Source organism: Spirosoma knui (genome assembly GCF_054780635.1).
Genome location: NZ_BAAGVY010000008.1, coordinates 280,911 through 293,757, shown reverse-complemented (window position 1 = coordinate 293,757; position 12,847 = coordinate 280,911). Strand labels below are relative to the sequence as shown.

General features: G+C 53.1%; 10 protein-coding genes. 5 read left to right on the top strand and 5 right to left on the bottom strand.

What is annotated here, in order from left to right:
- Positions 1 to 82 precede the first annotated feature (82 nt).
- The 3 genes from ACYVIY_RS17940 to ACYVIY_RS17930 all read left to right on the top strand — a co-directional run bounded on the left by ACYVIY_RS17940 (position 83) and on the right by ACYVIY_RS17930 (position 2,435).
- Positions 83 to 1,060, top strand: coding sequence for an OmpA family protein (locus ACYVIY_RS17940; protein ID WP_460977759.1), 978 nt, complete (start codon positions 83 to 85; stop codon positions 1,058 to 1,060).
- Positions 1,061 to 1,130: 70 nt separating this feature from the next.
- Complete coding sequence (locus ACYVIY_RS17935) at positions 1,131 to 1,625, top strand: hypothetical protein (protein ID WP_460977758.1); 495 nt, start codon at positions 1,131 to 1,133, stop codon at positions 1,623 to 1,625.
- Positions 1,626 to 1,694: 69 nt separating this feature from the next.
- Positions 1,695 to 2,435: a hypothetical protein gene (locus tag ACYVIY_RS17930; RefSeq protein WP_460977757.1), complete on the top strand. Its 741-nt coding sequence runs from the start codon at positions 1,695 to 1,697 to the stop codon at positions 2,433 to 2,435.
- A gap of 79 nt (positions 2,436 to 2,514) precedes the next feature.
- On the opposite strand, the gene ACYVIY_RS17925 is transcribed toward ACYVIY_RS17930, so the two are convergent.
- The gene (locus ACYVIY_RS17925; RefSeq protein WP_460977756.1) at positions 2,515 to 3,258 is read right to left on the bottom strand and encodes an endonuclease III domain-containing protein; all 744 of its coding nucleotides are present in this window, start codon (positions 3,256 to 3,258) and stop codon (positions 2,515 to 2,517) included.
- A gap of 123 nt (positions 3,259 to 3,381) precedes the next feature.
- Here ACYVIY_RS17925 and ACYVIY_RS17920 point away from each other — a divergent pair, with 123 nt between their 5' ends.
- Positions 3,382 to 4,620 carry a thioredoxin family protein gene (locus ACYVIY_RS17920; RefSeq protein WP_460977755.1) on the top strand — a complete coding sequence of 413 codons (1,239 nt, stop codon included), beginning with the start codon at positions 3,382 to 3,384 and terminating at the stop codon, positions 4,618 to 4,620.
- A 6-nt stretch (positions 4,621 to 4,626) separates the two neighbouring features.
- On the opposite strand, the gene ACYVIY_RS17915 is transcribed toward ACYVIY_RS17920, so the two are convergent.
- The 3 genes from ACYVIY_RS17915 to topA form a co-directional block, all read right to left on the bottom strand.
- Positions 4,627 to 5,319, bottom strand: a complete 693-nt coding sequence (locus tag ACYVIY_RS17915) for an SIR2 family NAD-dependent protein deacylase (protein WP_460977754.1) — start codon at positions 5,317 to 5,319, stop codon at positions 4,627 to 4,629.
- 147 nt (positions 5,320 to 5,466) lie between these two features.
- Positions 5,467 to 7,746 (bottom strand): glycoside hydrolase family 20 protein, encoded by a 2,280-nt coding sequence (locus tag ACYVIY_RS17910; RefSeq protein ID WP_460977753.1) that lies wholly within the window; start codon positions 7,744 to 7,746, stop codon positions 5,467 to 5,469.
- A gap of 133 nt (positions 7,747 to 7,879) precedes the next feature.
- On the bottom strand, positions 7,880 to 10,570 hold the full coding sequence (topA, locus tag ACYVIY_RS17905; RefSeq protein WP_460977752.1) for a type I DNA topoisomerase: 2,691 nt from the start codon (positions 10,568 to 10,570) through the stop codon (positions 7,880 to 7,882).
- Between the two features lie 276 nt (positions 10,571 to 10,846).
- On the opposite strand from topA, the gene ACYVIY_RS17900 reads away from it, so the two are divergent.
- Positions 10,847 to 11,689 (top strand): DUF4349 domain-containing protein, encoded by an 843-nt coding sequence (locus tag ACYVIY_RS17900; protein WP_460977751.1) that lies wholly within the window; start codon positions 10,847 to 10,849, stop codon positions 11,687 to 11,689.
- 41 nt (positions 11,690 to 11,730) lie between these two features.
- Here ACYVIY_RS17900 and kduI read toward each other — a convergent pair whose 3' ends face one another.
- Positions 11,731 to 12,561, bottom strand: a complete 831-nt coding sequence (kduI, locus tag ACYVIY_RS17895) for a 5-dehydro-4-deoxy-D-glucuronate isomerase (protein ID WP_460977750.1) — start codon at positions 12,559 to 12,561, stop codon at positions 11,731 to 11,733.
- Positions 12,562 to 12,847 lie beyond the last annotated feature (286 nt).

Sequence of the window (12,847 nt, the reverse complement as noted above, 5' to 3'; positions counted from 1 at the left end):
CGCTTACCTGTATTTTTGGAGCACCTTTGTTTGGCTTTCCAGCAAACAGGTGCCCTTTTGCCCTGGCCTAAACGTTTTCCGTATGTTCGCCAATAAGACCCCTTGGACTGTACTTCTGGCACTGTGGATGATTGGTTCTACCTGGTGGCACGCCTGTAAAATCAAGCAGTTATGCATCAATGACGTGCACCCACCAGCACAAACTTCCGTGCCGGAAACCCCTCCAGGAGCTGATGGCTATACCATTGCCGACGGTACGCTGTTTCGCCTGGACTTACCGGGTAATTTCAGCTTTGCCCGATCGGGCGCTAATGCTAATCTGAACACGTTGGGCGGTTCACTGGAACCCGTAATTAAATACCTCAAAGCCAACTCTGGACGAACGCTTACGATTACGGGCTATTACCTGCCAACCGAACGTAACACCACCACATTCATAGACCTGGGCCGCGCTCGGGCCGAAGGCATTAAGCAGTATTTTGTGCAGCAGGGGATTCCAGCGTCGGCAATCACCATTGCTGGCCAGGAACGTAATCTGCCGTCTAAACCAGGCAGCGATTCGATTTACGGCGGTATCCACTTCGCCTTTTCCGGAGCCGTACAGACGCCGACTGCCCCAACGCCCTCAACTGATTCGGCTACGACAACTTCGGCGGTTCCGCTAACGCTGGCCGCGGGCATAACGGAGAAAGAACTGGCTGCAGCCCAAAAATTCAAGTCTGTTTTCGAACCAATTGACCTGTACTTTCCGCTCGCCGAAGCGAACTACATCAAAACGGCCGAAACGCAAAGGTTCGTTGAAGAAGCCGCTAAGTACCTGACTGAACATAAAGACAAAAAGTTGTTGGTAACAGGCTACACGGATAATTCGGGCCCCGACGAGGTTAACCTTCGGCTCTCCCGTGACCGGGCCAACGAGGTGAAACAACGTCTGCGCCAGTCCGGAATCGAGCCCGGCCAGATTGTAGTGGAAGCGAAAGGAGAGGCAGACCCCAAAGCCTCGAACGATACGCGCGAAGGACGTAAAGCCAATCGGCGGGTATCCGTCGTGGTTCAATAACCGAATGTATAGTCGTTGTGGCTGATAATGGCCGGAAACGTAAACAGAAACCGATTAACTGCTGTCCGTTATGTTTGATATGAATCCCCTTAACCTACCCGACGCCCAGTGGCAGCAATTGATAATGCTGTTCGTTGCTGGTGCGCTGGGGTTTATCATTGGTTATTTGTCCAGACAAAGCCTGATTCGCCAGCTGGAGGGAGATTTAGCCAGCACGGAACGGGAGCTGACCGATTGCCTTCGGGTGCCGGTAGCCTCCGGAGGGCCAGTGGCCAGTAATGAAGAAGCCGTATTGAACCGCATCCGCAGCCGGGCGCGGGAAATTGACTTTACACGCATTGGCCATGCCTCGGCCACCGAAGCCGACGATCTGAAAATCATTGTTGGCGTTGGCCCATTCCTGGAAAAGAAATTGAACGCCGTGGGTATCTATACATTCCAACAGATCGCGAACTTCAGCGAAGAGGATACCGAGCGGGTAAACGACGTTATTGAGTTCTTTCCGGGTCGAATCCAGCGCGACGATTGGGTTGGCCAGGCGGCTCGATTGGTGAAACAAAAATAAGTATAGGCCGACAGGCGATCTGTAACCAGACGCACCGTTGGCGAAATACCCATAAATGTTACTTGTCTCATGTTTGGATTAGATCCGTTTAGTCGTCCGGTTGCTATTGGCGAAATCGTCCTCTTGCTGGCTTTTGCTGCCCTGGTAGGGTGGGTGCTGGGGCGGTTGGTACGTACCGGGCGTGTCAATGCGCTGCGGTCAGCCATCGAACAGAAAGAAACCGAACTGGAAGCCTGCCGCCGGGATAAAGCGGCCGGTCAATCGTCGACGACATCCGGACGTAAGCACGATTCGGTACGAACCGAAGCCAGCGTTGACAACGCATCGTCGTACGTAGCGGCCGATCCACTGTTGCCCGCCCTTGACCACGACGATACGCCCGATCTGATTGTGGGAGAGTTGCCAGATAAGCTCGACAACCCAGCCAGGGTAGCCACTGATTCCATTCCGCAGGCTCCGCCGATCCTGATGCCTTCCAGCAGCACGGGAGCGACCTCCATTAGCAACTCAGAGGCTGCGGTACTAAGTCGAATTGCGGCTCGTGCTGGTGAGCTCAACTTCGACCGGATTGGCCGGGCAACAGCCACCGAAGCCGATGATCTGAAAGATATTGTGGGCATAGGTCCCTTCCTCGAACGGAAGCTGCATAGTCTGGGAATTTACACCTTCCGGCAGGTTGCCAACTTTACGAAAGAAGACATTAACAAGGTAAACGAGATTATCGAATTTTTCCCCGGCCGCATTGAGCGCGACAACTGGGTGGAACAGTCGAAAACCTTCCACGAACGTAAGTACGGTGCCAGAACGTAATGGATTCTGATATTTGCCCTGATACGTTGTCGGATGCCTGCATAGGCAGAAACGTAATTGCTAGAAATCCCCAGCCTGATCAGGTTGATTGGTTGGGGATTTTCTTTTTAGGGGTACTGCTTAACGTAGCGGTTCCCCCTGACTGGTAAAAATCGCACATATCCTGTAATACACACTCCCGGCACTTGGGCGAGTACCAGGTGCAGATGCGTTGCCCATGCCAGTAAAAATGCTTGTGGAAGTTGAACAGAACCGGAGCGTCCTGCGGCAGGTAAGCCAGTAACAACGCATGCGCTTTTTCGGCACTGACCTTTGGCCCAATGGCACCTATGCGTTGGGTGACCCGGTGAACGTGTGTATCGACGGGCAATACGGGCTTCTGAAAATTAAAGAGCAGCAGCAAGGTCGCCGTTTTCAGCCCGATGCCGGGTAAATCGGTCAGCCACTTCATCGCGTCTTCCGTCGACAGATCGGTTAGAAAATCGATGTTGGCCGCGCCGGTTTCCCGAAACAGATGAGCCAGCAAGTTCTGGATGTAAGGCGCTTTAACTTCGGGGTAATTGGCTGTCCGGATGGCGTCGATCAGATCGGGCAGGGGTGCATCCCGCACCTGCTCCCAGGTAGGAAAGCGTTCACGCATGGTCCGATAGGCGGTTACTTCGTTGGCGTGGGTTGTGCGGTGGGAGAGAATCGTGCCGATTAATTCATGCATAGGATCGGCCCGGCCGTAAATAGCCTGAACCCCATAGTGTTGGTTCAGTCGCTCGTGAGCCTCCAGCGTTTTGTTCGCGGAATCCTGATTTGAAAGAGAGTTTGCTGTCATACCGTGCGCTGCCTGTTCCCATAACCCGCTTACTAACTCTCCGGTTTAATTTGAATTAATCGATTGAGTTGTTTAATAAATTTGAACATAATCGTTCATCGTCTATCCTAAACGTTATTGACTATGTCTTCTTTTTCACGCCATTGCCTTCGTTCAGCTGGTGTCCTGCTTATTGTGTTATTCTCTACCTCGGTCTGGGCGCAGGGAATCAAGTTTTTTGAGGGGAAATGGGAAGATGCACTGGCCCTGGCCAAAGCCGAAAACAAACTGATCTACGTCGATATTTACACGACCTGGTGCGGCCCCTGCCGCATGATGGCCCAGCAGGTCTTCCCCGACCGGAAAGCGGGAAAGGTATTCAACGGCTATTTCATCAACTATAAAGTTGACGCCGAAAAAGGAGAAGGCGTTAAGTTAGCGGCCAGTTATGGCGTGCGGGCCTATCCAACGGGCTTGTTTATCAATGCCGACGCCCAGCTTGTTCATTCCTTCATTGGCTTCAAGGAAACAGGCTCGTTTCTGGAAGAAGGTCATGATGCGTTCCGTCGCAGTGGGCCGGGAACGATCCTGGCGGAATACGAGAAAGCGATCAAGGCCGGCAACCGCCACCCCGACGTGGTGCGGAGCTTTCTGAAAATCCGCCGACGGTACGGTCAGGACAACACCGCTTACCTGGAAGACTATCTGAAAACGTTGCCCACCGATTCGCTGAAGACGCCCGTTACGTTGAAACTCGTGCTGGAAAGCATTAATTCGCTTGATGGTAAAGCGGTAGATGTGCTGCTAGCGAACCGGCAGGACCCGCGCGTACCGAACCGATTAATCACCTTGTACGACGACGAACTGGCCGAAGCTACGGCCGAACGGAGTAAAGAACGGCTGAACCGCCTGGCCGAGCGGATTCAATCGATAGAAGGGCCGGAGCAAGGCACTGTTACCGTCACCAATTACCGGATGCGGTATTATCAGGCCATGAAACAGTGGCAGCAATTTGCGGAACAGGCCGAGACCTACGCCCGCCAGCATCTGCTCCCGAAACTAACACCGGAGGCAAAAGAGAAAACCCCCGATCAATTCCGCGACAGCTACGCTCAGTTGTGCGACTTAGGCTGGTATTTTTACCATGAACTTAAAGATGAGGCTCGGCTGAAAACGATGCTGACCTGGATGCAAACGGCTGAACAACTGGCCGAAACGCCAAGAGGAACCGGTGTCTGCGCCTGCCTGCTCTACCGGACTGGAGACCGGGAACAAGCCGTACAGCTTCAGAACAAAGCTATTGCCCTGGCGCAGAAAGCGGGCGATGATGTGAACAGCTACCTGGAAACCCTCAAGCGCATGGAAAAAGGCAAATCATTGTAATGCTGTTTAGGCAGCTTCGGCGAGCAACTGGTCGGCCAGGCGGGTCAGACCAACGGTTGCGGGTTCGGCAATGAACGTCGTGTTCGAGCGCCGGTGCATATCCGGAATGTTAGGGTCCACTACGTAGATGGGCGTTCCGGGCCGAACCGAATACACCAGTCCAGCGGCCGGATATACATTGAGCGACGTACCCACAACGATCAACACATCCGCCAGTTCGGTGATCTCCTGCGCTACGTCCATCATGGGCACAGCTTCGCCAAACCAGACAATGTGGGGACGAAGTTGTGCCCCTTTTTCGCAGAGGTCGCCTTTCTTCAACTCCCATCCTTCTATATCGTAAACCAGGTCAGGGTCTACCGTACTCCGTGACTTAAACAGTTCGCCGTGTAAGTGAACGACCTTGGAGGAGCCCGCTTTCTCGTGGAGGTTATCGACGTTTTGCGTGATCACCGTTACGTCGTATTTCGCTTCGAGCCGGACCAGGGCGAGGTGACCAGCGTTAGGCTGAACGCTGAGCGCCTGCTTCCGGCGCTGGTTGTAAAAGTCCTGCACCAGGTCCGGGTTTCGGTACCAGGCCTCCGGGGTTGCTACGTCCTCGATGCGGTGATTTTCCCACAGGCCATCCGACGCCCGAAAGGTCGGAATGCCACTTTCTGCACTGATGCCCGCGCCTGATAAAACGACAATTTTTTTCATAAGGAAAAAGGGGGGTAAGGGGAGGAAAGGGACGAGAAGGAATTAAGGGAGGAGAGGGAGAAATGGAGAGGGTAAGTTTTTTAATAATTCCTTTCCTCCCACTAGTCCCCCTCTTCCCTTTCCTCCTTTTACTTCCTCAATTTATAACTATTCGACCACAATTTCGTCGGTAGCGAACCAGGTTTTCGCGCCTGCGTTCGGGTGACCGACTGGAGCGGGCCCGGCATTTTTGGCGCGCACCCGAACGTAACGGGCCCGCGCCGTTTTGAAGTCGGCGACAACCGGAAGGATAGCCCACGGGCCATTCAATTCGTACGTAACCGGCTGGGCGATGGCTTCTTTAAAGTCTTGGCCATCGCGCGACAGAGCGATCTCTACCGAGCTGGGCGGGAAGTTATTTTCCAGAATTACCTTCAGGAAGTTCAGCGATACTTTTGTTACGCTTGTTACGTCGCCTAAGTCCACCGTTACTTCCATATCCGTACCGAAAAAGTTGACCCATTGGCGTCGGTCGCGGGGCGTTTCACCACGGACACCGTCGGTCAGTTTGGCGCTTTCCGCGTCGGATTTGTTGGCGGCAGGAGCGTAGGTATATGCTTTATTTTTGCCTTTGTGGAGCGTAAGTGTTTGGGTTAGTCGCCCGCCGGTCGGCGTCATGGCGCGTAGGGTCGTCGTTTTTGTGAGCGTAATAGGGCCGTTATACTCTGTACTCCGTTCACCCGGTTCTTTTCCGTTGAGTGTGTAGAAGATGCGGCTGTCGCTGTCCAGTTTGCTCAATTTGACTTGCAACTGTCCCTGTTCATTGGCCTGTGTGGTTGCCGAAATGTCAAATAAGCGTTTGGCGTAATTAACCGACATGACGTCGAGTTTAGGCAGGTGATTTTTTAGGCGCTGGGCAAAATCCTCGAAATTACGCGGACCGGCGGGCATCCAGCCAATCTCGGCTAACGCCAGCGCGCGGGGCCACACCATGTATTCAACGTGCTCAGGGTTCGGCATATACTCCGTCCAGACGTTACCCTGCACGCCCAGAATGTATTTTTGTTCTTCGGGCGTCAGTTCGGTCGGGGTTGGTTCGTAGCTATAGACCTTATCGAGCGGCAGATAGCCACCAATCGCCAGCGGTTCAGTGGCTGGATTGCCCTGATAGAAATCGAGGTAACACGTAGCGCCAGGCGTCATGATAACCGTGTGCTTCTGCTTCGCTGCGGCAATACCACCCTCGGTACCCCGCCAGCTCATCACGGTAGCGTTGGGCGCTAAGCCGCCTTCCAGAATTTCGTCCCAGCCGATAATCGCCCGGCCTTTGCTGTTGACAAATTTCTCGATGCGCCGAACGAAATAGCTTTGCAGTTCGTGCTCATCTTTCAGTCCGTTCTTCTTCATCAGATCCTGACAGAACGCGCTTTGTTTCCAGGCCGTTTTGGGGCATTCGTCACCGCCTACATGAATATACTTGCCGGGAAATAATGCCATTACTTCGGTCAATACATCCTGCAGAAACCCAAATGTCTTTTCGGAGGGGCAAAAGACGTCGTCGAAAACGCCCCACTTCGTCGCAACCTGATACGTTTTGGAGGGATCGCAGCTTAACTCCGGATACGCTGCTAAAGCCGCCAGCGCGTGGCCCGGCATTTCAATCTCCGGCACAATCGTCACGAATCGTGACTGAGCGTACCGCACTACGTCCCGTATTTCGGCTTGCGTGTAGAAACCCCCGTGCGGTTTCCCGTCGAACTGCTGCGGGTAGTTTTCCATATACTGACCGACCAGCGATTCACTACGTCGACTGCCGACCTGGGTAAGCTTTGGGTACTTCTTGATTTCAATCCGCCAGCCCTGGTCGTCGGTTAAATGCCAGTGAAACGTATTCTGCTTGTGCATGGCCATCAGGTCGATGTATTTCTTGACGAAAGCCACGGGCATGAAGTGGCGCGATACATCAAGGTGTAATCCGCGATAGGCATAGCGAGGTTTGTCGGTGATCTGACAGGCGGGCATGGCCGCTGCTGATTGTCCAGTTGGTACAAGTTGCCGCATAGTCTGCGTCGCGTAGAAAAGACCTTTCGGCGTGGAGGCTTCGGCCAGGACGCGGGTAGACGTAACGGTAAGTTTATAGCCTTCGTCGCCGAGGTTTAACTTTTTGTTGATCGTCAGGAAGATATGTGCACCTTTCGCTAACGCCGGACTGGTTGGCGCTACGGATAGCGTTAACTTATTACTTGCTTTAAGCTGGCTGGCAAAGGTTTGCCCAACCGACCGGGCCACAGCGTCGTTCGCCGGACTCACCACGATACGAGTGGCCGCAGTGAGGGTGAATTGGCCACTTTGACCAGTAAACCGGGCGGGAAACGGAATCAGATTGTATTGATTGTCAGTTTGAGCAGCTACGGTGAAAGGAAGTAATAACAATAAGAGGTATTTCATGCAGAAAGCCAGATGAATGAGGTTGAACCGGCAAATTAGCGACGATTTGCCAAATGGAACCAATAAAAAACCGTTCAGCAAAACGACGGGTGTAGTCGCCTACTGAACGGCTGATGCATAACAAAAGAAAAAACTACTTCTTCTTCGCTGTCGCGGGCTTCTTGGCTGCTGTGGCTTTGGCGGGTGCTTTCGCTGATGTAGCCTTGGTCGCTGCGGCCTTCTTCGGAGCGGCTTTGGTCGCCTTACCAGTTGTGGCCGACTTGCCTGAGCTTGCCGCAGCCGGATCGTCGCCCGCTAGCCGAAGGCAATCCTCCAGCGTCAACGTAGCGGGGTCAACATCTTTCGGAATCTTGACGTTCCGTTTGCCCACCGCCAGATAAGGACCGTACTGCCCGTTCACCACTTTCACGGCCGGATTCTCCGGAAACTCTTTAATATACTTGTTGGCTTCGGCCTGCCGCTTAGCTTCGATCAGTTCAATGGCGCGGTCGAGGGTTAAGCCCGTAAGGGACTCGTTACGTGGAATCGAGATATACTTATCTTCAAACTTCACATACGGTCCAAAACGGCCCTTACCCGTAGTCACCAGCTTGCCTTCGAACTCGCCCAGGGATTCGCTGACGGATTCCGCCCGCTTCTGCTGAATGAGCTGAACGGCGCGTTCGGCATCGATCGTGTACGGATCATCTTCGCGGGTCAGCGATACGTATTTATCGTCGTGCTTCACGTACGGCCCGAATTTGCCAATCCCGATGGTCATGGGTTTGTCTTCGAAGTAGCCCACTTCGCGCGGCAGCGTGAACAGACTGAGCGCATCCTGCAACGTGATCGTTTCGATTAACTGACCGTCGCGAATGTTGGCATAGCGGGGTTTTTCGTCGTCACTGGCTTCGCCGATCTGCACATAGGCCCCGTATTTACCCAGGCGGGCCGAAACGGGTTTGCCACTGGCCGGATCAGCTCCCAGCACACGTTCGCCGGTTTTGAACGCCACGCCCGATGAGCCTTGTATATCCTCAATGTTCTTATGAAAATCGCCGTAGAAGCCTTCCAGCATCTTCTGCCAGTTCCGTCGTCCGCTGGCGATTTCATCGAAGTCTTTCTCGACCGTCGCCGTGAACTTATAGTCCACGATGTCGGGGAAATATTCGACCAGGAAGTCACTGACCACGATTCCCGTATTGGTTGGGAACAGCTTTGCCTTCTCGGAGCCGAATGTTTCTTTACCGCTCGTCTCGCTGATCTGGTCACGTTGCAGGGTGTACTCCGTGTATTTCCGTTCCTGACCGGGTTTATCCTGTTTTACTACGTAGCCCCGGTTGATGATCGTCGAAATGGTTGGTGCATAAGTCGATGGACGGCCGATGCCCATTTCTTCGAGTTTCTTCACCAATGAGGCTTCCGCGTAGCGGGGTTGCGGGCGGGTAAACTTCTCGGTCGCTTTCATCTGGCCCAGATTCAGCGTCTGTCCAATGGTCAGCGGAGGCAGCATGCCTTTCGCGTCTTCATCGTCCTCATCATCTTTCGATTCGAGGTAGACCCGTAAGAAGCCGTCAAACTTAATCACCTCGCCCTGGGCAACAAGTTCGGTTGGCAGTTTCTGCGGTTCGGCTTTGGGCGTATCAACGAATGGGCTATCGTCGACCATCGCTACGGTGTTGAGCTGCGTACCATTCGCAAACCGAATGCTGATCGTTACCGTGGTCCGTTCGAGCTGAGCGTCGGCCATCTGCGAGGCAATCGCCCGTTTCCAGATCAGCTCATACAGCCGTTTCTGGTCCCGATCGCCCCCCGCGTTCCGGTCGTTGAAATTCGTAGGCCGGATGGCTTCGTGCGCTTCCTGCGCCGACTCGTTCTTGGTTTTGAACTGCCGCGTCTGTACATATTTCGGGCCGAACTCCGTCTCAATTTCCGCCTTGGCTTTCTCAATGGCCTCCTGCGAGAGGTTCGTTGAATCCGTTCGCATGTACGAAATCTTACCGGCTTCGTACAGGTTCTGGGCAATCCGCATGGTTCGGTCTACCGAATACCCCAGCTTACGCGAAGATTCCTGCTGTAGGGTAGAGGTCGTAAACGGCGGAGCCGGTGATTTCTTGGCGGGTTTTGTTTCTAAGTTCTTGATGGTGAACGTAGCGGCAATGCAGGCTTCCAGAAACGCCCGGGCTTCGGTAGAGGTCGCAAAGTTTTTCGGTAGCTCCGCATTCAGCACTTTGCTGCCGTCTACAATGAACTGAGCTGTCACCTTAAAGGATGACTTCGACTGGTGCTTATCGATTTCGCGTTCCCGTTCGACCACGAGCCGAAGCGCAACCGATTGCACGCGGCCAGCCGATAAACCCTGGCTACCCCCCTTAATCTTACGCCAGAGTACCGGCGACAGTTCATAGCCCACCAGCCGGTCGAGCACACGCCGGGCCTGCTGCGCATTTACCAGATCGACATCAATGGTACGGGGTGATTTAATGGCGTTCTGAATGGCGTTCTTGGTAATCTCCCGGAAAACGATCCGCTTGGTATTGTCCCGCAGCCCTAGAGCTTCTTTTAAATGCCAAGAAATCGCTTCGCCCTCGCGGTCATCGTCCGTTGCGAGCCAGACCTCATCGGCTGACTTCGCCAGCGACTTTAACTCGCTGACCAGCTTCTTTTTATCGGGCGATATTTCGTAAGAGGGTTGAAAACCATTTGTCACATCTACTGCTAATCCATCTTTAGGCAGGTCACGGACGTGTCCGAAACTGGACTTCACCGTGAAGTCTTTTCCAAGATACCCTTCGATGGTTTTCGCCTTCGCCGGTGACTCCACAATGACTAAGTTTTTCGACATAATCGGTGTTCAGGTTGATGATCCCTCCGCTACCACGCTCTGCACGTTTCGCGTCAAATATAGACGCAAAAGCCCTGACTTATGCAACTAATCAGGGGACACGTAACAAAATGAAAGGAGAGGAGAAGTTATAAGATAGTAACAACTTGTGTTGGCGCAACGTTCGGGAAAAAGGTTTAAAAGCCCTATAAATGAGCGTTTAGGCCCGATGTTTTCATGAGTCCGAAAAACTTTATAGGTTGTGTGGATTATCTGTCCGTTTAGCATCTATTGGGTATGAATAAATTTGTCTGCTTCGCCGTTTTGCTCGCTATTACGTCCTGTCAGTCCCGCCACGACTCGGCCGATTTGGCTAAACCAGAGATGGCGCTGATGAAATCGCCCGCTCCCGAACAGGATGCCCTTCAGGAAGAATCGGATGAACCCGCCAATTCACAGACGCAGCCGATCGCGACAGCCAACCGAAAGATTATACGGAATGCACAGCTTCGTATTCGCGTCAGTGACTTCGCTCAATCGGGCCGGGCGATTGAACAGGCCGTACAGCAGGTTAGTGGTCAGATCACCAATGCCAACGAAACCAAATCGAGTACAACCATTGAAAATGCCCTGACGGTCCGGGTACCCGCCAGCCGTTTGGACGCCTTCCTGGGTCTTGTCCTGAAAGAATCCATTTTCACCGATATAAAAACCGTTACGGCGGAAGATGTTACCCGTCAATACGTTGATGTTGAGGCCAGGATTCGCAGCAAAAAAGCCGTAGAAGAAACGTATCTGCAATTGCTCAAGAAAGCCCGCACCGTTGAGGACGTCCTGAAGATCGAGGAGCAGTTAGGGCAGATCCGCGAAGAACGGGAAGTGCAGGAAGCCGAGTTACGTCAGTTGAAAGAAGATGTAGCCCTGAGTACCGTGAATTTAACGTATTATCAGGAGTCGAAAGCGGCTTTGCGGCCCGAAGAACCTTTCTACGCTCAAATTGCCAATAACCTCGCCGATGGGTTTCGGTTACTGGGAAACGTATTGGTCGGCGTGTTTTATTTGCTGCCACTCGGGTTAGTGGTGGCGGCAGGTGCCTGGCTTGTTTCCCGATGGCGTCGGAATCGCCGAAAAACGGCTTAGCCCTCTGGTCAGCGAACTATTCCGACGCTATGATCGAATACTTAACGCAGGTCAGCGATGGCGGTCATATCCATATCTGCATAGTCCAGATTCTCACCGGCCATGCCCCAGATGAACGAATAATTGGCGGTGCCGCAGCCCGAGTGAATCGACCAGGGTGGTGAAATAACCGCCTGCTGATTGGCTACAAATACATGGCGCGTTTCGGTCGGCTGACCCATCAGGTGGAGTATACGCTGAGCCGGGTCAAGATCGAAATAAAAGTAAGCTTCCATTCGGCGGTCGTGAACATGAGCGGGCATGGTATTCCAGACGCTCCCCGGTTTCAGCATCGTTAAACCCATCACCAGCTGACAGCTCTGTAGGCCATCGCGGTGTATGTATCGGTAAATGACGCGCTCGTTCGCGGTTTCGGCCGCACCCATCGGCGCGGAAAAGACGTCGGCCTGTGCAGCTTTTTGGGTTGGATATTCCTTATGAGCGGGGGCTGAAAGCAAATAAAACTGAGCGGGTGATTCGCCCGACTGACTACTGAACGTTACGTGCCGACTCCCCCGGCCAATGTACAGACAATCCAGTTTGTTCAACTCGAAATGCTGACCGTCTACTTCAATCGTACCTGCGTCCCCTACGTTTATAACGCCCATTTCCCGCCGTTCCAGAAAGTAATCACTCCGCAGTTCCGGATAGGTCGGTACGTTGACCTGACTGGTAGTTGGCTGCACACCGCCAATAATGATACGATCGAAATGACTGTAACAGAGCTGAAGGGTGTCGGGCTGAAAAAGCGATTCGATCAGAAAATGTTGTCGAAGCTCGGCGGTTGTAAATTGACGTAGTGCATCGGGGCCAACAGCGTAGCGGACTTCCATAGAGGTAACTTAATGATCAGGTTGTGAAAGCGGGTTAACTAACAAGCCAAGGTGGTTATGAATCGAAATCTACTCACACCCCCATCGCCTAAAAAGCAAGAGCCCTAGCCAACGTTGGCTAGGGCTCTTGCCGTAAACAGGAACGCTGCCTTGACTTACTGACCTCAGATTGTTTCGCGCAGCTCGAGCGGATTGTGGTGTTATACAAATTGCCAAATGCCTGGGGATGGTCTTATAATTGAGTGAATGCTACGCGTAGCCGGAGTGAATTTATGGCTGTTACCCA